The organism is Massilia sp. Mn16-1_5 (assembly GCF_004798585.1).
Lineage (GTDB): Bacteria > Pseudomonadota > Gammaproteobacteria > Burkholderiales > Burkholderiaceae_D > Telluria.
This window is the reverse complement of record NZ_PPXQ01000015.1, coordinates 101,099-121,990: the sequence shown is the minus strand read 5'-3', so window position 1 is coordinate 121,990 and position 20,892 is coordinate 101,099. Positions and strand designations below refer to the sequence as shown.

General features: G+C 63.5%; 17 protein-coding genes. 8 read left to right on the top strand and 9 right to left on the bottom strand.

The features are described 5' to 3' along the window. Positions 1 to 11: 11 nt before the first annotated feature. Genes C2862_RS18405 through C2862_RS18395 form a run of 3 tightly spaced genes read right to left on the bottom strand, consistent with a single transcriptional unit; the run spans position 12 to position 4,135 of the window. Positions 12 to 1,571 (bottom strand): TIGR03016 family PEP-CTERM system-associated outer membrane protein, encoded by a 1,560-nt coding sequence (locus C2862_RS18405; protein WP_168710106.1) that lies wholly within the window; start codon positions 1,569 to 1,571, stop codon positions 12 to 14. After that, positions 1,552 to 2,574 (bottom strand): XrtA-associated tyrosine autokinase, encoded by a 1,023-nt coding sequence (locus C2862_RS18400; protein ID WP_136221580.1) that lies wholly within the window; start codon positions 2,572 to 2,574, stop codon positions 1,552 to 1,554. The genes C2862_RS18405 and C2862_RS18400 overlap by 20 nt, the downstream gene beginning before the upstream one ends. A gap of 40 nt (positions 2,575 to 2,614) precedes the next feature. Next, positions 2,615 to 4,135: an XrtA system polysaccharide chain length determinant gene (locus C2862_RS18395; protein WP_136221579.1), complete on the bottom strand. Its 1,521-nt coding sequence runs from the start codon at positions 4,133 to 4,135 to the stop codon at positions 2,615 to 2,617. Positions 4,136 to 4,546: 411 nt separating this feature from the next. Between C2862_RS18395 and C2862_RS18390 the strand changes: the two genes are divergently transcribed. The 7 genes from C2862_RS18390 to pepA all read left to right on the top strand — a co-directional run bounded on the left by C2862_RS18390 (position 4,547) and on the right by pepA (position 10,260). After that, the gene (locus C2862_RS18390; RefSeq protein WP_210736056.1) at positions 4,547 to 5,302 is read left to right on the top strand and encodes a serine protease; all 756 of its coding nucleotides are present in this window, start codon (positions 4,547 to 4,549) and stop codon (positions 5,300 to 5,302) included. A 156-nt stretch (positions 5,303 to 5,458) separates the two neighbouring features. Further along, positions 5,459 to 6,079 (top strand): XrtA/PEP-CTERM system exopolysaccharide export protein, encoded by a 621-nt coding sequence (locus tag C2862_RS18385; RefSeq protein ID WP_136221628.1) that lies wholly within the window; start codon positions 5,459 to 5,461, stop codon positions 6,077 to 6,079. Positions 6,080 to 6,284: 205 nt separating this feature from the next. Then, positions 6,285 to 6,914, top strand: coding sequence for a hypothetical protein (locus C2862_RS18380; protein ID WP_136221578.1), 630 nt, complete (start codon positions 6,285 to 6,287; stop codon positions 6,912 to 6,914). Positions 6,915 to 6,929: 15 nt separating this feature from the next. After that, positions 6,930 to 7,205, top strand: coding sequence for an HPr-rel-A system PqqD family peptide chaperone (locus C2862_RS18375; RefSeq protein ID WP_136221577.1), 276 nt, complete (start codon positions 6,930 to 6,932; stop codon positions 7,203 to 7,205). Further along, the gene (locus C2862_RS18370) at positions 7,199 to 8,116 is read left to right on the top strand and encodes an HprK-related kinase A (RefSeq protein WP_136221576.1); all 918 of its coding nucleotides are present in this window, start codon (positions 7,199 to 7,201) and stop codon (positions 8,114 to 8,116) included. The genes C2862_RS18375 and C2862_RS18370 overlap by 7 nt, the downstream gene beginning before the upstream one ends. Next, complete coding sequence (locus C2862_RS18365; RefSeq protein WP_210736053.1) at positions 8,113 to 9,207, top strand: nucleotidyltransferase family protein; 1,095 nt, start codon at positions 8,113 to 8,115, stop codon at positions 9,205 to 9,207. The genes C2862_RS18370 and C2862_RS18365 overlap by 4 nt, the downstream gene beginning before the upstream one ends. A 204-nt stretch (positions 9,208 to 9,411) precedes the next feature. Beyond that, a complete protein-coding gene (gene pepA / locus C2862_RS18360; protein ID WP_168710105.1) occupies positions 9,412 to 10,260 on the top strand; it encodes a flocculation-associated PEP-CTERM protein PepA in 849 nt (282 codons plus the stop codon). 192 nt (positions 10,261 to 10,452) lie between these two features. Here the strand turns inward: pepA and C2862_RS18355 are convergent, their stop codons facing one another. The 5 genes from C2862_RS18355 to C2862_RS18335 form a co-directional block, all read right to left on the bottom strand. Continuing rightward, complete coding sequence (locus C2862_RS18355; RefSeq protein ID WP_136221574.1) at positions 10,453 to 11,520, bottom strand: nitroreductase family protein; 1,068 nt, start codon at positions 11,518 to 11,520, stop codon at positions 10,453 to 10,455. Then, on the bottom strand, positions 11,517 to 12,407 hold the full coding sequence (locus C2862_RS18350; RefSeq protein WP_136221573.1) for a ThiF family adenylyltransferase: 891 nt from the start codon (positions 12,405 to 12,407) through the stop codon (positions 11,517 to 11,519). The genes C2862_RS18355 and C2862_RS18350 overlap by 4 nt, the downstream gene beginning before the upstream one ends. 118 nt (positions 12,408 to 12,525) lie before the next feature. Beyond that, positions 12,526 to 13,182, bottom strand: coding sequence for an N-acetyltransferase (locus C2862_RS18345; RefSeq protein ID WP_229467505.1), 657 nt, complete (start codon positions 13,180 to 13,182; stop codon positions 12,526 to 12,528). Positions 13,183 to 13,428: 246 nt separating this feature from the next. After that, the gene (prsT, locus tag C2862_RS18340) at positions 13,429 to 16,182 is read right to left on the bottom strand and encodes an XrtA/PEP-CTERM system TPR-repeat protein PrsT (protein ID WP_229467504.1); all 2,754 of its coding nucleotides are present in this window, start codon (positions 16,180 to 16,182) and stop codon (positions 13,429 to 13,431) included. Between the two features lie 250 nt (positions 16,183 to 16,432). Next, positions 16,433 to 16,744: a hypothetical protein gene (locus tag C2862_RS18335; protein ID WP_136221571.1), complete on the bottom strand. Its 312-nt coding sequence runs from the start codon at positions 16,742 to 16,744 to the stop codon at positions 16,433 to 16,435. Between the two features lie 104 nt (positions 16,745 to 16,848). Here C2862_RS18335 and C2862_RS18330 point away from each other — a divergent pair, with 104 nt between their 5' ends. After that, a complete protein-coding gene (locus tag C2862_RS18330) occupies positions 16,849 to 17,367 on the top strand; it encodes a LacI family DNA-binding transcriptional regulator (protein WP_229467503.1) in 519 nt (172 codons plus the stop codon). Positions 17,368 to 17,455: 88 nt separating this feature from the next. Here C2862_RS18330 and icmF read toward each other — a convergent pair whose 3' ends face one another. Then, positions 17,456 to 20,743: a fused isobutyryl-CoA mutase/GTPase IcmF gene (gene icmF, locus C2862_RS18325; RefSeq protein ID WP_136221569.1), complete on the bottom strand. Its 3,288-nt coding sequence runs from the start codon at positions 20,741 to 20,743 to the stop codon at positions 17,456 to 17,458. Between the last annotated feature and the right edge of the window lie 149 nt (positions 20,744 to 20,892).

Sequence of the window (20,892 nt, the reverse complement as noted above, 5' to 3'; positions counted from 1 at the left end):
TGTCTCTCCGCTTAGAGCTGGGCCGTGATGGTGGCGCTGATTGCGTTTTCTTTGTAAGTCGTATTGTCGAAGCCGCGCTCGCCGCGCACGTGGCGCAGTTCCACGACGCCGAGCAGCTTGCGGCTGAAACGGCGCGTCAGGTTCAGGCGCAGGTTCTGCTGGTCGCGGTTGAGGCTGGCGCTCCGGGACTCGGAGTGCGTCGCCGTCAGCGCGACCGTGGCGCTGGTGCGCGCATTCATCTTGTAGCTGTACGCGGCGCTGGCGCCGGCCTGGCGCACGTTGTCGTTCAGGTCGAACAGCTGGTTGCCGAGCAGCTCGCTGTCGGCCGTGCCCGAGGACAGTGCGACGCGCTGGTCGGCGAACAGGGTCAGCACCGCGCCGTGCTGGCGCATGTTGTAGGCGACCGAGGCTTGCGCCAGCTTCTGGCGGAAGTAGCGGTTCGTCAGGAAGTTGATCTGCTCGCCGGTGACCGGCGGCAGGCCGGCCAGCCGGATGTAGTCGTCGACCGCCTGGCGCCGCGCCACCGGGTCCGGATAGGTCAGCGCGAACAGGCTGTCGAGCAGCGAGGCGGTATCGATTTCCTGGCCCTGCGCGTATTCCCGGCGCGTCGTCGTCACCGAGTCGGAATAACTGGCGCGCCAGGCCGTGTGGCGGCTGCGGTGCGTGGCCAGCAGCGAGCCGGTGTTGCCGAGGAAGTGGCGTCCGGCCGACATCTGGACGGCAGTGCGCACGGTCGGGTTCCACGCGAAACCGGCTGACCAGCTGGCGCCGGAGGTGCGTCCGCCGAAGTCGCCATAGTCGTAGACGTCGTAACCGCCCGTGACGGTGAGCTGCAGGGTACGGTGCAGGCGGTAGCTCAGACCGGCCAGGGCGTTTTCCGACGAGGATTCGCCGAAGCGTTCCATGTCGACATCCTGGCGCGTATAGCGCAGGTTCCAGCCGAGGTCGCGCCAGGCGCGTCCGCTGTTCAGGTTGAAGGCGATGCCGTCGGAGTCGCTCTTGCCGAAACGGGCATCGTCGGCTTCCACGCTGTCATGCGTGTAGCGCAAGGTCCCGGCGGCGAAGTTGCCGAAACGCCGGACCAGGTAGGGGCTGACGCTCCAGGTGTTCAGCTGGGTGCGGTTCTCCCTGGTAAAGCGGTTGGTGCCCGTATCGTCCGGGCCGAAGGCCGAGACGGCACGCGAACTGCCGTTGGCGCGCGCGTCGACGTACATGAATTCGTCGATGACCTTCAGACGGCCGGCGCCGTTGTACTGGACATTGCTGCGGCGGGCATTGGTGGGCCTGCCTTCGCTGTAGTTGTAGAGCGAGGCGCTCGCGCTGGCGTTGACCTGAACGCGCGTGTTCTGGCCATACACCTGGATCGCCGGCATGACTTCGGTAATGAACTGGCCGCGCTTGTTGGCGTCGCTGGACAGGGTCGGATTGTCCGAATAGGTTTCGGTCAGCGACAGCGATGGAGTGATGTTCCACTGGGCCTGGGCCGGCAGCGCTACCAGCAGCAGCGCCGCCAGTGGCGCCAGGCGTGCAGGGATTCGCGCAGGAATTCGTTTAGCCGTAGTGATAGTCATACGTCTCTTCGATCCCCGGGATGTCCCGCGCCTTGTTGTAGATGAGATTGACATTGCTGCAGCCCTCGAGCTGGCGCAGCGATTCCTTGACCGCATGCTGGGTCGTGCCCTGGGCTTCGACCACCATCACGATCTGGCCCATGTGGCTGGCCAGCACGCGCGCTTCGCTGGTCAGCAGCAGCGGCGGCGAATCGAAAATGATGACGCGGTCCGGATAGCGGTGCGCGATTTCGTTGACCAGGTTGCTCATGGTCGAACTGGCCAGCAGTTCGGTAGCGCGCGGCGTGCTGGTGCCGGCCGGCAGGATGCTCAGGGTATCGACATTCGTGCGCAGCATGACGTCCGACAGATCGAGCTTGTCGTCGATGAGGATGTCCATCAGGCCGCGCTGGGCCGGCAGGCCGAGAGTGCGCAGCACCGACGGACGGGCGACGTCGGCATCGACCAGCAGCACGGTGTGGTCGAGTTCCATGGCAATGCTCATGGCCAGGTTGATCGCGCAATACGTCTTGCCTTCGCCCGGCAGCGAGCTGGTGATCATGATCAGGTTGTTCGGGCGGCCCGGCGCGCCTTCGCTGAAGGCGCGCTTGAGCAGCGGGCGCTTGATGACGCGGAAGTCTTCCAGCAGGCTGGTACGGCCGCTGGCGGCGGTGACCATGCCGGCGTCGCGCATGCGTGCCAGATCGAGATCGACTTTACGTACGCCTGGCTTCGCTGCCGTCTTGCGTGGCGCGGCAGCCGGGGCTTCGCTACGTGGGGGCGCAACGCCCGGCGTGGCGGTGTGCGGGGTCTCGACACGCGCCGCCGGTGCGGCTGGCGTCGGCTGGTCGGCAGGTGGCACGACTGGCGCGATTGCCGGTTGCACCGCGGGAGCCGGGGCTTGCGCCGCCAGGCCTTGCGTTTCGAGGACGACGCTCTGGCCATCATGTTCGACGACGGCAGGGGCGGGTGCCGCTGCGCGGGTGTGGTCAATGCGGCTGGCCGCTTTTTCGATAATGCTCACGTTCGCTCCTAATATTGTCCGTTACGGCGCGCGGCGCCGGTCAGGCGCTGGCGCTGGCGCGCGCCAGCATCGTGGCTACGCCGACGCCATAGGCGCCGACCAGCAGCAGCACTGCGGCACCCACGCCGAGCAGACGGCGCTTGCGCATGGCTTTCTGGCCTTCGGTCCAGTGCATGTTGATCGATCCCAGCACCGGTACGCCGGTGACTTCACGCAGCGCGGCATGGCTGAGGAAGGTCGGGCGCACCTGGCTCAGCAGGAAGGCGCCGATCAGGCCGGCCGCCAGGGCCAGGAAGAACACGCCGGAGAACAGTGCCACGCGGTTCGGGCCGCTCGGCTTGGTGGCGGCCATCGGCGGCTCGACCACGCGGAAAGTCAGCATGTCGGTGGCCGAGGACAGGTCGCCGGACAGCTTGGCCTGCTCACGGCGCTGCAGCAGCTGCTGGTAGTTCTCGCGGTTGACGTTGTAGTCGCGGTTCAGCTGCACCAGCTGGGCCTCGACTTCCGGCGCCGTCTGGCTCTGGTTACGCAGCGTGGTCACGCGCGCCTGGTACTCGCCGACGCGGGCACGCAGGGCGGCAACGCGCGATTCGGCATCCGACAGCGACACGCTCAGCTGCTGCATCATCGGGCTGGCGGCGATGCCCGGGTCCGGGCGGCCTTTCTTGATCTCTTCCTTCTTTTGCGCCTGCAGCTGCTCGACCAGGCGCTTGGTGGCGATGATGTCCGGATGCTGCTCGGTGTATTGCAGGCGCAGGTTGTCCAGGTTCTTCTGCGCGGTGGCGATGCGGGCTTCGAGTTCCGGATCGACCATGCCGCCGCCTTCCTTGCTGCCACCGCCGGTCATGCGGCGGCGGATCGCGTTGCGCGACTGTTCGGCTTCGGCCAGTTCCAGGCGTGCCTGGCTCAGCGAGTCGTTGGCGGCCGAGACACGGGCGCTCCAGTCGCCGCCTTCGCGCGGCAGCAGGCCCATATTCTTGATCTTGAATTCCTTCAGGGCGTTCTCGGCCGTGGCCAGCTTCTCTTCGTAGCTCTTGATCTGGTCGTCGATGAACTGGACCGCCTTGTCCGATTCCTGCTTCTTGCCGCCGAAGCTGCCTTCCACGAAGATCGTCAGCAGCGACTGGACCACGTCCTTGCCCAGCTTTGGATCGGTCGAGGTGTAGCTGATCGTGTAGATGTCGTCGCGTTCCGTGCCGGCGATTTTGATCTTCTTCGTCAGATCGTCGATCATCGCTTCCTTCTCGGCCGTGCTTGCCGCCTTGACGTCGAGATCGGTATCGCGCATCACTTTTTCGACGTTCGGGCGGCTGATCAGGGTCTGGCGCATGAACATCACCTGCTGGTCGAGATTCGGCAGGGTGGTCATGCCCGACAGCAGGGGTTTCAGGATGCTCTGGGTGTCAACGTAGACGCGGGCCGAGGTTTCATACTGGTTCGGCAAGCGGAGCACGATCGCCCAGCCAATCAGTGCCACCAGCCAGGCGATGGTCACTGCATGCCACCGGTACTTGCCGAGGGCCTTGAGGAAATTCAGGATTTGGGCTGTTATTTCTGCCATCTCAGTCTCGCCATGTTCGCCCGGCGCGCAGCCAGGCACAAATAATCACAAAAGAACACGCATCATCGCTTGTAGTTTGTGCAATTGCAATTGCGTGTCGGAAAATTGTGCTAATAAAGGGCGCTTCTTAGCATCCGTTACAACACAAATTCCAGACTGCAATTCCGAATTTCCCTGTCCAGGCGTCTTATCGGGGTTATTATTGCCAACCGACAAGCAACTGCTGGGAAAAATGTTGCACTTCGTCAAGAATGAGGTGAGGAGCATATCGTCGTCATCGGGTCCGTGACGGCGGCTTTGCTTAACATCAAGCCGTTGTATTGTAATGTTTAATTTGCAAAAGGGCCTGCACGATTGATTCCTATTCGAAATAATGAATGTAAAGCCGCTAAGTCTGTAGGACGGCGCCTATTGCTGGCTGTCTGTACGGCCCTGGCGACCTGCCTGACAGCCCTGCCGGCGGCTGCCAATAAGCTCCCGGCCACCATCGCCGCGGTCAAGCCGTCGATCGTCGGGGTCGGCACTTTTCTCAAGACGCGCAGCCCCGCGGTCGTGTTCTCGGGTACCGGCTTCGCCGTCGGCGACGGCCTGAGCATCATCACGAACGCCCACGTCGTGCCCAGTAACCTGGATGCCGGCAAGATGGAACAGCTGGGCGTCGTGGTCGGCGCCGGCCAGGATTTCCGTTTCCGGCCGGCGCGCCTGGCCGCGCTCGACCGCGCGCATGACCTGGCCCACCTGCGCCTGGAAAGCGGTCCGCCGCTGCCGGTGCTGACCCTGGGCGATTCGCGCGGCGCCGTCGAGGGGCAGGCGCTGGCATTTACCGGTTTCCCGCTCGGGATGGTGCTCGGCCTGAACCACGTGACCCACCGCGCCACGCTGTCGGCGATCACGCCGATCGTCATGCCCTCGCTCAGTTCGCGCCGCCTCGACGCACGCGCGATCACCCAGCTGCAACGCGATCCCCTGCACATCTTCCAGCTCGACGGCACGGCGTATCCGGGCAACAGCGGCAGCCCGGTCTACGATGCCGAGAGCGGCGCCGTGCTCGGCGTCATCAATATGGTGTTCGTCAAAGGCTTGAAGGAATCGGCGATCACCAGTCCCAGCGGTATCAGCTACGCAATCCCGTCCCGCTACGTGCAGGAACTGTTGCAGCAAAAGTGAAAAGAAAACATTTCAATCGTGCACACCTTTCGTAAAAGCACGATTGATATACAATCTGGCGGAGTTTGCTAGCTAAACAACAATTTTTAATTTGGTAACAACAGCCTGGCTTTGCCGGTCGCTGCTGTCGTGAAGGGGAATGACGTGAGCAAGATCATGACGAATCTGACGAAACTGGCCTTGGCAACCGCCTGCGCCCTGGCCGTATCCGGCTGCGCATTGTGGAACAAGCCGGCTGCGCCTTCGGCGGCAGCGATGGCAGGGGCCGCGCCGGCCGACTACCTGATCGGCCCGGGCGATGCCGTCAACATTATCGTCTGGCGCAATCCGGAAGTGTCGATGTCGGTGCCTGTCCGTCCGGACGGCAAGATCACGACCCCGCTGGTCGAAGACCTGCCGGCCGCCGGCAAAACCTCGACCGAACTGGCGCGCGACATCGAGAAGGCGCTGGCCAAGTTCATCCAGCAGCCGGTTGTCACCGTTGTCGTTACCGGCTTCGTCGGCAACTACGGCGAGCAGATCCGCGTGATCGGCCAGGCCGCCAAGCCGCAGGCACTGCCGTATCGCCGCGACATGTCGCTCATGGACGTGCTGATCGCCGTCGGCGGCGTCACCGAATTCGCTTCCGGCAATCGCGCCAGCGTCATCCGCATGGTCGACGGCAAGCAGGAAAAGCTGAATGTGCGCCTCGATGACCTGATCAAGGATGGCGACATTTCGGCCAATATGCCGATGCGTCCGGGCGATATCCTGGTCATCCCGGAAAGCTTCTTCTAAGCAGAGACTGTCGGGTTTTCTTACAACGGCGCCTGCAGGCGCCGTTGCCTTTTACGGTAAACCTGCACATTACCGGGCTAAGTGCTTGATTCGGTATTGCATTTAGTCAACGGACCATGCCGTGGTCCGTATCTTGCTTATTTTGGGAAATATCCCTTTGCCTACATGTGTGTGGCATACTCTCAAGCATTGAGGAACCGTGGCTATGGACGATCAACAGAACAATTCCCCCCTGTCGGCTGATACGCAGGCGACGCCGCACGCGCCGCTGGACGCGAAAGGTGTGGCACGGCGGCGTTTTGCCCGTGCCAGCGCCGGCGCCACCGGTGTGATCCTGACGCTGCACAGCCAGCCCGGCATGGCCACCTTCAGCAAGACGCTGTGCAAGTCGCCGTCGGGCTATATGTCGATGAAGCCGGGTGCGAGCGCGCGTCCCCAGGTGTCGTGCAGCTACAATCGTTCGCACGGTTACTGGAAGAACCATCCGGACGAGTGGAAGACGTCGGCAGGCATGGATTCCAGCGCCAAGTTCAGCAGCTTCTTCCGCTGTACCGGCGCCTACGTCGGCTTGGCCAACGTGACGATGATGCAGGTGATCAATCCTTCGCAAGCCATCAAGAGGATCGACCGCAACAACGTGGCGATGCAGTGCGTAGCCGCCCTGCTGAACGGGCGTGCGGCGCGCTTCGCGGGCCTGCCGACGGTGCTGCCGGACGATCAGGTTGTCGAGATCTGGAATCAGTTCGTCACGCGCGGCTATTACACGCCGACCAAGGGTGCCATGCCGTGGAATGGCGCGGTCATCGCTGCCTATCTCGAGAGCACCTTCCGCTAGACCTATGCGCTGCGCATGACAAGTCCCCCGATCTGGCGCCTGGCCCCAGGCCAGCGCCTGCAGTACCGTTGCTGGGATGGCGAATGCGTGCTGTACAACGATCTGTCGGGCGATATCCATCTGCTCGATGAATTCGCCCTCGCATTGCTCGAACAACTCAAGGCGGGACCGCAGGCTGCCGCGCAGCTGGCTGCCGCCTTCGAGCTCGATGCGCAGGACGAGGACGCCGTGCTGCAGACCGTGCTGGACGATCTTAGCGCCCTGTTCCTGGTCGAAGCCCTTTCATGCTGACCGTCGCCGCACTTGGCCAACCGGAGCTGAGCGCGCGCCTGCGCGGCCCCGGCCTGCGCCTGCGCACCGGCCCGTTCATCTCTTGCATCCGCAGCAGCGTGCCGGCCCTCGGCGTCGCCCTGGCGCGCATGTACGGCGACTACCCGGTGCTGGAAGACGACGTTCCCGCCGATTTCGACGTGCTGCTGCGCCGCCCGCGCGGCTTGCGGCGCCTGGTCAAGCCGCAAGTCTTTTTTCATTACGACGGGATGGAGCCCTTCCAGCCGCTGCCGCTGGCCCAGCTCTATCCGATGTTCGAGTGGGCGATGAACTGGTGCGTCTCGAGCCATGCGCACTCTTGGCTGGTCATCCACGCCGCCGTGGTCGAGAAGGAGGGCGCGGCCGTGATCCTGCCGGCGCCCCCCGGTTCCGGCAAAAGCACCCTGTGCGCGGCCCTGGTGGCGCGCGGCTGGCGCCTGCTGTCCGACGAGCTGACCCTGGTGCGGCTAAGCGATGGCCGCATCGATCCGGTGCCGCGTCCGGTCAGCCTGAAAAATGCCTCGATCGACGTGATCCGCGCCTGGGCCCCGCAGGCGCAGCTGTCGCCGCCGGTGGCCGACACGATGAAGGGGACGGTCGCCCACATGCGCCCGCCCCAGGCGAGTGTCGTGCGCGCGGACGAGCCGGCCAGCCCGGCCTGGATCGTGTTCCCGCAATGGCACGCCGGCGCCCCCGCCGAACTGGTGCCGGTGCCGCAGGCGCGCGCCCATCTGCGCCTAGCGGAAAACGCCTTTAACTACAGCCTGCTCGGCGCCGCCGGTTTCGCGACGGCGGCGCGCCTGATCGACGCCACCCGCACCTTCGATTTCAGCTACGGCGCGCTGGACGACGCCATGGCCGTATTCGAACGCCTCCTGGCAGAGCGCCGGTGACCGCCTTGCCGCTGTTGACCCGCGTGCTGCGCCAGCCGCCTTCGATGGCGCAGCTGGGCGCGCCCGAATGGGAACTGCTGCTGCGCCAGGCGGTGGCCGCGGACCTGGGCGCCACGCTGGCCCTGCTGGCCGAGGAGCACGGCCTGCTGCAGGCGCTGCCGCCGCGGGCGCAGCGCCGCCTGGAGTGGGAGAGAAGGGGCTGGCAGCGCCACGGCCAGGCCGTGCGCTTCGAAGTGCGCCAGGTGCAGCATGCGCTGCGCACGACCGGCCTGCCGCTGATCTTATTAAAGGGAACGGCGTATGTCGCCGCCGGGCTGCCGGCAGCGGCGGGGCGCCTGTTCTCCGATGTCGACATCCTGGTGCCGAAGGCCAGCTTGCATGAAGTCGAGGGCCTGCTGATGGCGCACGGCTGGGCTTCCAGCCACCACGACGCCTACGACCAGCGCTATTACCGCGAGTGGATGCACGAACTGCCGCCGATGCAGCACATGCGCCGCGGCACCGCGATCGACGTGCACCATGCGATTTTGCCGGAGACGGCGCGCGTGCGCCCGGATCCGGCCCTGCTGCGCGCCGCCGCCCGCCCGCTGCCGGACCAGCCCGGCCTGTTCGTGCTGGCCCCCTGCGACATGGTGTTGCACAGCGCGGTTCACCTGTTTTCCGAAGGCGAGTACGACCACGGCTTACGTGACCTGTTCGACCTGCATCGCCTGCTGTGTCATTTCGGCGCGAATGAACCGGGATTCTGGACGGCGCTGCCGCTACGAGCCCGCGAACTGGAGCTGACCCGGCCATTGTTCTATGCGCTGCGCTACTGCACGCGCCTGCTCGGCACGCCGGTGCCGGCGGCGACCATGGCGGCGGCCGAGGCAGGGCGTCCGAACTCCGCCTTGCTGGCGCTGATGGATGCCTTATTCACGCGCGCGCTGCGCCCGATGCACCCCAGTTGTGCCGGCCCGCTGACGCCGCTGTCGGACGGCATGTTGTTTATTCGCGGAAATTGGTTACGCATGCCGCCGTTCATGCTGGCGCGGCACCTCTTCCGGAAAGCTTTTTTGACTTCCAGAAATGTTAAATTCGGCCAAGTTTGAGTTCCGAAAAGTATTATAATTCCTATAAGAATTTTTTGTAAAAAAATCCTGTCGGCATACTTTACACATGAGTTTAAAATGCTCTAAGGAAACTACATAAGTCCTTGATTTTAAAGTGATTTGATGAGCTGGCACAGCCTTTGCTTATAGCTGAGTGTGTTTGCCCAACCATCAACTTAAGCGAGGAATGGAATTATGAAATTTATGAAGAAACTGGCATGCGCCGCAGCTGTTGCAATGTCCCTGGCCGGTGGCGCCAATGCAGCGACCGTCCTGAACGACTGGGTCTTCAACCCGACCGGCGGCGGCATGACCGGCGGCCAGCAAATCAATGAATACCTGGACGTGAACGGCAACGCCTTCATCCAGATCAACCCAACCGGCGGCTCCAGCTTCTCGTTCACCGAACACGCTGTGTTCAACATCGTCCAGGCTGACAGCAACGGCAAACTGTTCCCAGTGAACTACCCAGGCGGCAACATCACCGCAACCTTCGAAGCAACCGGTACCGGTAACTTCAGCGGCGCCTTCAGCTTCGCCGGCGGCACCATCCGCATGTACCAGAACCCGACCAACAACCAATACGCTACCTCGGCCGGCATCTACGGCGCCGACCTGGGCAACCAGATCGCCGAGTTCACCGTGATGGCAGGCGGCGGCGGCCTGGTCGATGCAAGCGGCTCGCCAACCAACAACGGTCAAGTCACCGTCTTCGCGAAAGCCGAAGCCGGCTCGCTGGATTCGGGCTACTTCTTCCGTGAAAACGGCCAAGACCTGTCGACCGAGTCGATCATGGCCTTCGCCTTCACCAACGCTAACACCGTTGCCAACCCAGACTCGACCCTGGTGTCGGAAGTTGCTTGCCAATACGCCGGCTTCACTGGCGACGGCTGCAACGGCAATGCGTACGCCAACACCCCAGGCTACTTCTTCGTCAGCAACAACGGTCAGTTCAAGCTGGCTGAAGTGCCAGAGCCAGGTTCGCTGGCCCTGTTCGGCATCGCCATGCTGGGCGCTGGCGTCGTGAGCCGCAAGCGCGCCAAGAAGGCCTAATCAGCCTTTTAGCGTCAGGTAGCAAGAGAGAGCGGGCGAGCCCGCTCTTTCCCGTTGCAAAACGACACACGCAAGTTGCTTGGGCAAGCGCTGGCGATAACAAGAAAAGATTCACCAGTTAGGGAAATGAAAGCAAAAACGGCGGCGACCACCAGGTCGACGCCGTTTTTTTATGTGCGGACGAAACGGGGTTCAGCGCTGCATCAGCTCGGCCACCGGACGGCGCACCGAGCGCGAGGTCGGCGCGGGACCGTAGCCGAGGCGGCCCATGTAAACCGGGAACAGCTTGTCGTTGAAGATCAGGGCCTCGGTTTCGCGCTGCAGGTCGCGCGCCGCGCCCTCGAGTTTCGGCTGCTTCGTAAAACGCGTGCCTTCGCGCGCGTACTTCGAAAAGATCAGCGGCGTCATCTCCGGCTGCATGTACAGGCCGAGCGTGGTCATGGTCAGCCAGAAGCGCTGCAGTGCGCGTCCGGCGGCGACGTAGTCGTCGATCGATTGCGGCGCGCGCTTCGCCTTCAAGACGAAGTGGGCGGCGCAGGCCATGCCGGGCGCCAGGTCCATCTGCAGGCGCGGCGCCCAGGTGCCCATCAGGGTGTTGACGGTATTCATGCGGCGCCAGCTGACCATCGCCCATTTCATCAGGTGCAGGGTCATGGCGTCGACGCCGAGCGCGCCGGCCGGCACTTTATCCGGACTGTGCGTACGATTTTCCCAATCGATGATGCTGCGGTGGGTCTCGAAGGCTTCCGGCATCGTCAGGCGCAGCCGGGCATTGTTGAACATCAGCTTGGCCGCCTGCCATTTCTGGGCACGGGTTTCCAGCCAACTCAATTCGTAGTCCGGCGCTACCGTGGCCGCCAGCAGGCGCTTGTGTTCGGCGCTCAGCGGCGTGGTCTTCATTGGCCGGCGCTGCACGGTGCGCTTGTCGATGGCCTCGATCAGCGGGCTGCGCACGACCGTCGGGTCGCTTGTAAAACGGACGTCGAACACGGGGTGGGTGTCGCGGCCTTCCGGGCGGCGCTTGACGTCGGCGCGCAGGCCGTGCCCGCTGGCGGCGATGGCGATCGTTTCCAGCAGGGTGCCGAAGGCGATCTGGCTCGGGTGGCCGTCGAGGTCGTAGACGCAATGATCGCGTGTGTCGTAGGCGTGCACGACCAGGTGATCCGGCGCGGCGATCTCGAAGCGCCAGGTTTGCATGTTGTCGCCGCTGGGCGCCCAGCGCGCCAGGTCGAGGATCCGTTCGATGGTGTCGTTCGTCATGCTGTCGCTCCCGCGGCGGCCAGGTCCTTGGCCAGCTGCTTCTTGCCGATCTTGATCATCAGGCGGTGCAGGGGATTTTTATTTCCGCCCGGACGCCAGGTACGCACCAGCTTGTTGCGGTAGGCGTCGAACTGGATGCCCCAGGGCGCCGCCAGCACGCGCCCGCGCCCCAGCAGGATCTTCAGGGCTTCGGTACCCATCACACCGGCGCACAGCTGGCAGGCCATGATGGTCGAGGGACCGCGGCGTTCGACGAAATTCACCGCTTCCGGCACGACCAGATACGGACGGTGCAGGCCGGCAGGCGCCAGCCCGACCACGAAGTGGACGGCCTTGTCCGTTTCCGGCAAATTGCCCCACTGGAAATACTCTTCGAAAGTCATCTGGCCCGGCAGGAAGTTCAGCAGCGCCGCGCCCATGCCCAGCGGCGCCACGGTGCTGGCGGGAATGCCGAGCCGGGCGCACAGGGCGAAGGTCTTCTGGCGGATGTCGAAGGCGAAAAAGTCGAGCGCGTCGACATACATGTCGGTGCCTTCAAGGAAGGCATGCAAGTTGGCATCGTTGATACCCTGCTCGAACATCTCGACTTCGCATTCCGGATTGATGTCGAGCAGCATGCGGCGGATCACCGCGACCTTCGGCTCGCCCAGGGTCGAGACCATGGCGCCGACCTGGCGGTTGAAATTCGGAACGTCGAAGGTGTCGAAGTCGGCAATGCGGAATTTCGTCACGCCCAGGCGCGCCAGGGTCAGCGCGTGCACGCCGCCGACCCCGCCGCCGCCCGCGATCGCCACCCGCTTGGTGCGCAGCAGCGCCTGCTCCTCACGCGTGACCCAGCCAATGTTTCGGGAAAAAGCCTGCTCATAGCGGAAAGGATTGGTGGTCATGTGCGGGAACGGTAGACGAAAAAATGAAAACGGGGAGAAGAATGAAGCCGGGATAGCGAAAACAGGCAGCGCCATGGCGGCGCTGTCTCGATAAAACAGGCGGGAACGATACGGCGGATTACGCCGCCTGGTGTTCGTCGATGCGGCGCAGGCGATTGATAATACCCTGCTCTTCACGCGGGGAGAAGAAATACGGATAGAACGAACGTTCTGTCGACGTCTCGCTGAAGGTACCGCCATGCTTTTGAATCTGCTCGGTGACATACGCTAGCTCGATGCGCAGCAGATAAGCCGGCGCATTCACGCGCGGATTGTCCTTCAAATCGCCTTCGCGCTTGAATCCCAGCATATGCTCGTAAAAGCGGCGGTGGCGCGGATTGACTTCGATAACGATATCGGTGCAGTCGTGGATATCGCGGGCGTAAATGACGGCCAGGTGAAACAGGTTGGCGAGCGAAGTTTTCGAGCGTACCGTCGGGTCGAAGGCAAGCTTGGTGAATTCACAGAGCTTGGCGCCGCGCGCACGGTGCACGTCGAGTTCTTCCTTGAAGATCTGGTCGGCCATCAGGCCAATGGGCGAATCGATACCGAGCGTCAGGGTGCCTACCACTTCGCCTTTGTCGGTGGCGGTAAGAGTGATGCGATTGGGATCGTCGCTGAACTGGTGCGTGCCAGCATAGCCGCGCCAAGCATACATCTTGTTGACCAGCATGCTGGCCTTATTGCGTCCTTTTGCCGTATCGGTAAGCCGGATTCCATATGAATCTTGGTTCACGATAACATCCTCTAGTTCTGAGTTCGTTATATTATCGCGATCCTCTGACACATGAGCGTTCGATAGAAATTCGATGGTACGCTCGTCCAGTTCCTCTACCTCATCGGGATTCGTCATCGCAGGATACCTCGGGTTTTGAAGCACCGCCGCAAGGGCAGTGCATTCATTTTGATGCCGTACCGCGCTTTGCCGCCGGGGCGAAAAGCGCGGTGCTGTTGGTTTTTATTTAGCTGAAATACTAGACCGTTATAAGGTTTTTAGCAACGAACGGGCTTCCTCCTGCTGGGCGAATGGCTGGTTTTGCGCGAGCAGGCTTTCGAGTTCCTTGCGCGCGCCGGCCTTGTCGCCCGATTTATTCAATGCCACCGCCAGGTGATAGCGCACTTCCGGCAAGGTCGGCGCGCCCGCCGCCGCTTTTTGCAGCAGCGGCAGGCCACGCTGCGTATTGCCCTGTTCGACCAGCATCCAGCCCAGCGTGTCCATCACCGAGGCATTGTCGCCGGCGACCTTGAACGCCTGTTCGGCCGTCGCCAGCGCGCGCGGATCCTTGGTTTGCTGGTAGGCGTAGGCCAGGTTGTTCAGCGCCGCGCCGTTGTTGGGTGCGCGCTTGACGATGTCTTCCAGCAGCACTGCCGCCGGCTTGTATTCCTTCGCCGCCAGGTGCGATTCGGCCACGTACATCGCCACCCCCAGGTCTTCCGGATGCGCCTTTGCATACTGGAGCACGCGCTGGCGCGCTTCGGCTTCCTTGCCCGACTGGCGCAGGGCCTGGGCGGTGCGCAGCAGGACCGCGCCCGACTTGGTGATGGCAAAGGCCTTGTCGTAGGCGGCCGCGGCCAGCGCCGGCTTTTTCTGCGACTGGTGCAGGTCGCCTTCCATCAGGAAGCCGACCGGCGAACCCGGGATATCCTGCTGCAGCTGGCGGATCATCGCCAGAGCCTCGTCGTTGCGGCCGCGGCGCATCGCCACGCCGACCTGCGCCACACGTGCCTGCAGCAGGTTCGGCTGCAGGGCGCTGGCGCGCTTGAGCGACTCGGCGGCGCCGGCGTCGTTCTTCAGCTTGCTTTGCGCGTCCGCCAGGCGCATCTGCGCCAGCGCCGATTTCGGCACGATGTTGACCAGCTTGCTGTAGCTGTCGAGCGCGCCCTGGGCATCGTCATTGGCCAGCTGCGCCTGGCCCAGCAAGTCCATCAGCTCGGAATTCGACGGGTTCGCGGCCTGGAATTTACGGGCCAGCGTCAGCGCCTTCTTTTCCTGCTTGGTGGCGAGATAGTGGTTGCCCAGCTTGAGCACCGGCGCGATCGCATCCGGGTTCTCGGCCTGCGCCTTTTCCAGCCAGGTGGTGGCTTCCTCGGGACGCTTCTCCAGCATCGCCAGTTCGGCCAGCGCGCCCATGGCGCCGAAGTTCTTCTTGTCCTTTTCCAGGATCGCCTCGAAGCGCTTGCGGGCGACTTCCGGCTTCTTCTCCATCACGTCGAGCTTGGCCAGGTTGGCGGCCGCCGGGAAGAAGGTCGGCTTGACCTCCAAGGCCTTCTCGAAGGCGCCGCGGGCGGCCGGGACGTCACCCTTGGCCAGCAGCACGGTTGCCTTCAGGTTGTAGGTTTGCGGATCGTCCGGTTTCAGCGTCTCGAGCTTGTTGACGGCGGCCATGGCCTTGTCGAAGTGCTTGAGCTTGATTTCGGCTTGCGTCAGCGCCGTCAGCGCACGGTCCGATTTCGGATCGAGCTCGGTGGCGCGTTCCAGTTCGGCGATGCCCTTGGCGGTATCGCCTTGCTGCAGGCGCGCCATGCCGAGCGAGGTGCGCAGCACGGCCACGTCCGGCGCCAGCTGGACCGCTTTCTCGAGGTAGGACGTCGCCTTGGCGAAGTTCCCGGCCTGCATGTAGGACTCGCCGGCCAGGGCCAGCAGCTGCGGATCCTTGGTGTCGTTCAGGGTCGGCGCCAGCGTGGCGGCGGCATCGTTCGGCTGCTGGCTCTTCAGCATGGCCTGCGCCATCAGCTTGCGCGCGTAGACGTTGTTCGGCTCGGCTTCCAGGTATTTACGCAGGTGCATCTGCGCCTGTTCGGGCAAGTCGAGGTTCAGGTCGACGGCGCCGGCCAGCAGGACGCTCGGCATGTGGTTCGGAGCGCTTTTCAGGATGCGCTGCAGCGCATCGCGTGCCTCCTTGTTCTTGCCTTCACTGTAGTCGAGCAGGGCCTGGCCGTAGGTGACCAGCAGGCTGCCCGGCGCGGCCTTCTTGGCGGCCTCGATCTCGGTGCGCGCGGCGGTATACTTTTTCTGGTTGACGAGGATGTAGGCCTTTTCCAGGTTCGCGTTGCGGTCATGCGGACGCAGGGAGAGTACCTTGTCGTAGGCGGCGAGCGCCTCGTCGGGTTTTTCCAGACCGCGCAGCAGGCCGCCCTGGAACATCCAGACGTCCGGATTCTTGCCGTCTTTCGCAATGGCGTCGGCGCCGTAGCGCTGGGCCGTCGCGACGTCGTTCTTCATCAGGGCGTGACGCGCCAGGCCGGTGAGGGCGGCGCCGCTGGCCGGATCGATGGCCAGCGCCGCGTCGAAGGCGGCCTTGGCGGCGTCGGTGTCGCCGCTGGCGAGCAGGGCTTCGCCGCGTAGCGCGGTCAGGGGCGCCGACTTGGCAGCCAGTTCCGGCTTGATCGCATCCAGCACTTCCTTGGCCTTGCCTTGGGCCAGCAGGGCTTGCGCCAGCAGCGGCAGGTTGCGTTCGGGCGCCAGGCCCAGGCTGGCCGCCTTGCGCAATTCTTTCTCGGCCGACACGGCGTCGCCCGTTTCCAGGTACAGGTTACCGAGCTGGATGCGCGCTTCGGCGTCTTCCGGACTCTTCGCTACCGCATTCTTCAGCTGGATCAGGGCCGCTTTCTGGTCGCCCTTCTGTTCGTATTGCTTGGCTTCGGCCAGCAGGCTCGCAGTCGATTGGTCACGGTTGCAAGCGCTCAAACCGCCAAGCAGGAGCGCACCGGAAACGACTGCGGTGGTGAATTTCATCTTGTTTCGGGACATGGCTTCCTCTGGTTGGACATGCTGATGCCGCCCGGGACACCGGACGACAAGTTTCCTAGTCAACAATAATACCTCAAGGAACAGATTAATTACCGCACAATCCGGCTACCGTTGTAGACGGGCGATTTCCTATTGGTACTAAGCGCTGGTCGAGCCGGCGTGGCAGGTCGGACGCCCGCCTGTGTGCCTGATTGTGCGCCTTTGCCGGGCCCGATACCAGAGGCTGCTTACGGGATTACCCCTCATCGCCCTTGCGCAGGCGGCTGAGAAGGGCTTCGACGTTCTCGCCGACGGGCAGGCCGTGGCGGCGTAGCAACTGGACATGCAGGACGAGGTTCTCGAGCACCAGCTTGGCCGAGACGGCGAGCAGGGTCATCAGGCGGTCTTCAGTGCTGAAGTTTTCCATCGCGCCGGCCATCTCGCACAAGTGGTTCGCCACCAGCGCGCGCAGATCGTCTTCCGGGAAGGGTAAATCAGCAAAATCGATCGGGTCTTCCAGTTCGACTTCGCGCATCAGGGCGGCGAGTTCTTCCGGCTTGATCGGCATGCGGGGCTCCGTGGATGGGCGTGCTGCCATTGTAGGCGTGGTCGGGACGATTTGGGGATCTGTCATAATTTGAGGCAGAGCCGACTTCCTCACCGCAGATAGCAATGAACACCGAGAAAACTCACCGTAAGAGTGGCGCCGGCATCACGATGGAGGACCTAGCCGTGCTGGCAGGCGTGTCCCCGATTACGGTATCGCGTGCCTTGCGCAACAGCCCGCTTGTGACCGACCAGACCCGCGACAAAGTGCGCCGTATCGCCAGCGAACAGGGATACCGCATGAATGTCAGCGCGCGCAATCTGCGCCTGGGCCGCAGCAATACGGTGGCCGTGGTGCTGGAGATGCAGCCCGCCTCGCTGGCCCTGCTTGGCGGGATCGCGGAAGTGCTGACGGGAGCAGGCTATGCGGTGATACTCGGTGTGCGCGCATTGCTCGACACCGCGGCAGTGCGCGGCGCCGATGGCGTAATCGTGCTCGACCAGCGAATCGACGCTGCGGGGGTGGAACGCCTGCGCCAGGGCGGCTCGCCGCTGCTCCTCTGGAACGCGGTCGACCCGCAGGCGGCGTCCCTGACGGCCGATGGTGCATTACTGGGGCGCAGGATGCTGGCACTGCTGGACTGACGAGCCGGTGGCAAAAAAAATCCCTCCGCAAGCAATGGCCTTGCGGAGGGACTGCTCGGCGCCGCCGGGACAGACGGCTGCGCAACCATTACATATTGCGGCGGTACTGCCCACCCACTTCGAACAGGGCCGTGGTGATCTGGCCCAGCGAGCAGACGCGCACGGCGTCCATCAGCTTGTCGAATACGTTCTGGTTGTCGATCGCAGCCTGCTGCAGGGCGGCCAGGGCGGCTGGCGCCTCGGCGGCGTGGCGGCTGTGGAAGGCTTCCAGGCGCGTCAGCTGCGACTGCTTTTCGTCGTCGGTGGAACGGGCCAGTTCGATCGTCGCCGGGGCTTCCGCGCCCTTCGGGTTGCGGAAGGTGTTCACGCCGATGATCGGCAGCGAGCCGTCGTGCTTCTTGTGCTCGTAGAGCATCGACTCTTCCTGGATCTTGCCGCGCTGGTAGCCGGTTTCCATCGCGCCCAGCACGCCGCCGCGCTCGGCGATGCGCTCGAATTCCTGCAGCACCGCTTCTTCGACCAGGTCCGTCAGTTCGTCCATGATGAACGAGCCCTGGTTCGGGTTCTCGTTCTTGGCCAGGCCCCACTCGCGGTTGATGATCAGCTGGATCGCAAGCGCGCGCCGGACGGATTCGTCGGTCGGCGTGGTGATCGCTTCGTCGTAGGCGTTGGTGTGCAGCGAGTTGCAGTTGTCGTAGATCGCGATCAGCGCTTGCAGCGTGGTGCGGATGTCGTTGAAGTCGATTTCCTGCGCGTGCAGCGAGCGGCCCGAAGTCTGGATGTGGTACTTCAGCTTCTGCGAGCGGTCGTTGGCGCCGTACTTGTCGCGCATCGCGACGGCCCAGATACGGCGCGCCACGCGGCCCAGCACCGTGTATTCCGGATCCATCCCGTTCGAGAAGAAGAACGACAGGTTCGGTGCGAAATCGTCGATGTGCATGCCGCGCGCGAGGTAGGCTTCGACAAACGTAAAACCGTTCGAGAGCGTGAACGCCAGCTGCGAGATCGGGTTCGCACCGGCTTCGGCGATGTGGTAGCCCGAGATCGACACGGAATAGAAATTGCGGACCTGGTGGTGCACGAAATATTCCTGGATGTCGCCCATGACCTTCAGCGAGAACTCGGTCGAGAAGATGCAGGTATTCTGGCCCTGGTCTTCCTTCAGGATGTCGGCCTGCACCGTGCCGCGCACGTTGGCCAGCACCCATTCCTTGATTTTTGCCGCTTCATCGGCAGTCGGCTGGCGGTGGTTATCTTGAACGAACTTTTCGATCTGCTGGTCGATGGCGGTGTTCATGAACATCGCCAGGATGGTCGGCGCCGGGCCGTTGATCGTCATCGAGACCGAGGTCGACGGGCTGCACAAGTCGAAACCGTCGTACAGCACCTTCATGTCGTCCAGGGTCGCGATCGAGACGCCCGAGTTGCCGACCTTGCCGTAGATGTCGGGACGCAGGGCCGGGTCGGCGCCGTACAGGGTGACGGAGTCGAAGGCGGTCGACAGGCGCTTCGCGTCCATGCCGGTCGAGACGAGCTTGAAGCGCTTATTGGTGCGGAAGGCGTCGCCTTCGCCGGCGAACATGCGGGTTGGATCTTCGCCTTCGCGTTTAAAAGCGAACACGCCGGCCGTGAACGGGAAGGAGCCCGGCACGTTTTCCAGCATCAGGAAGCGCAGCACTTCGCCGTGGTCTTCGAACTTCGGCAGCGCAACCTTGCGGATCGTCGTGCCGGACAGGGTTTTTTGCACCAGTTTGGTGCGAATTTCCTTGTCGCGGATTTTGACGACATAGTCGTCGCCGGCGTAGGCAGCCTGCATGTCGGGCCACATGTCGAGCAGCTTCTTCGCGTTGCCGTCCATCGCGTTCTCACGCTCGGTGATCAAGTCGTCCAGCACCACTTCGCGATTCGCCGCGGCCAGCATGCGCTTGGTTTCGCTGAGCTGCTGGCGCTCGCGCGCCAGTTTGACTTGCTTGCTCGTGTTCTTGTGGTAGCCGCGCACGGTGTCGGCGATCTCGGCCAGATAACGGGCGCGGGCCGGCGGCACGATCACGTTCTTGCCGCTCGAGTGCTTCTGCGGCGGCACGGCCAGTTTCGAGGCTTCGACCTTCAGGCCCAGTTCCGCCAGTTTCGGCAGCAGGCCGTGGTACAGGGCGGTCACGCCGTCGTCGTTGAAGCGCGACGCCTGGGTGCCGAACACCGGCATCTGGTCCGGGCTTTGCGACCACAACTCGCGGTTGCGCTGGTACTGCTTCGCGACGTCGCGCAGCGCATCCTGCGCACCCTTGCGGTCGAATTTGTTAATCGCGATGAAGTCGGCGAAATCGAGCATGTCGATCTTTTCCAGCTGCGAGGCGGCGCCGAATTCCGGGGTCATCACATACATCGAGGCGTCGACGTGCGGCACGATGGCCGCGTCGCCCTGGCCGATGCCCGAGGTCTCGACGATCACCACGTCGAAGCCGGCGACCTTGCAGGCGGCGATCACGTCCGGCAAGGCATGCGAGATCTCGGAGCCCGCTTCGCGCGTGGCCAGCGAACGCATGAAGACGCGGGATTGACCGTTCCACGGATTGATCGCGTTCATGCGGATGCGGTCGCCCAGCAGGGCGCCGCCCGACTTGCGGCGCGACGGGTCGATCGAGATCACCGCGATGTTCAGGCGGTCGTTCTGGTCGAGGCGGATGCGGCGAATCAGTTCGTCGGTCAGCGAGGATTTACCGGCGCCGCCGGTGCCGGTGATGCCGAGTGCCGGCACTTTGAGGGTATCGGCCGCTTCGACGATCTGCTTGCGCAGTTCCGGGTCCGCTTTGCCGTTTTCGAGGGCCGTGATCAACTGGGCCAGCGGGCGGTGGCGTTCGGCGATGTCGCCCGTGCGCAGCGCGTCGATCGCGGTCGGCGCGTAAGGGGAGAGGTCGATGTCGCAAGCTTCGATCATCGAGCGGATCATGCCTACCAGACCCATGCGCTGGCCGTCTTCCGGACTGAAGATACGGGTGACGCCGTAGGCGTGGAGTTCTTCGATCTCGCTCGGGACGATCACGCCGCCGCCGCCGCCGAAGACTTTGATATGCGCGCCGCCACGCTGGCGCAGCAGGTCGATCATGTACTTGAAATATTCGACGTGGCCGCCCTGGTAGCTGGAGATGGCGATGCCTTGCACGTCTTCGGCCAGGGCCGCGGTGACGACGTCGTCGACCGAGCGGTTGTGGCCGAGGTGGATGACTTCGACGCCGTTCGACTGCAGGATGCGGCGCATGATGTTAATCGAGGCATCGTGGCCGTCGAACAGCGAGGCGGCGGTGACGAAGCGGACCTTGTTGGCGAGCTTCGGCTGCTCCGGCAGCTCGAGCTTGGCGGCGGTGGTGATGTCGTTCATGGGGTTCCTTCTAGGAATCGGACGCGGACAGGTTCGATTTGTACGGTATATGACGTTAACGTTAACGTCAAGTTTGGGATGTTGGGGTGCGCAACCGGTGAGACCGCGTGGGCGGAGCCCACCCTACGATTCGTTGCGATTCGTAGGGT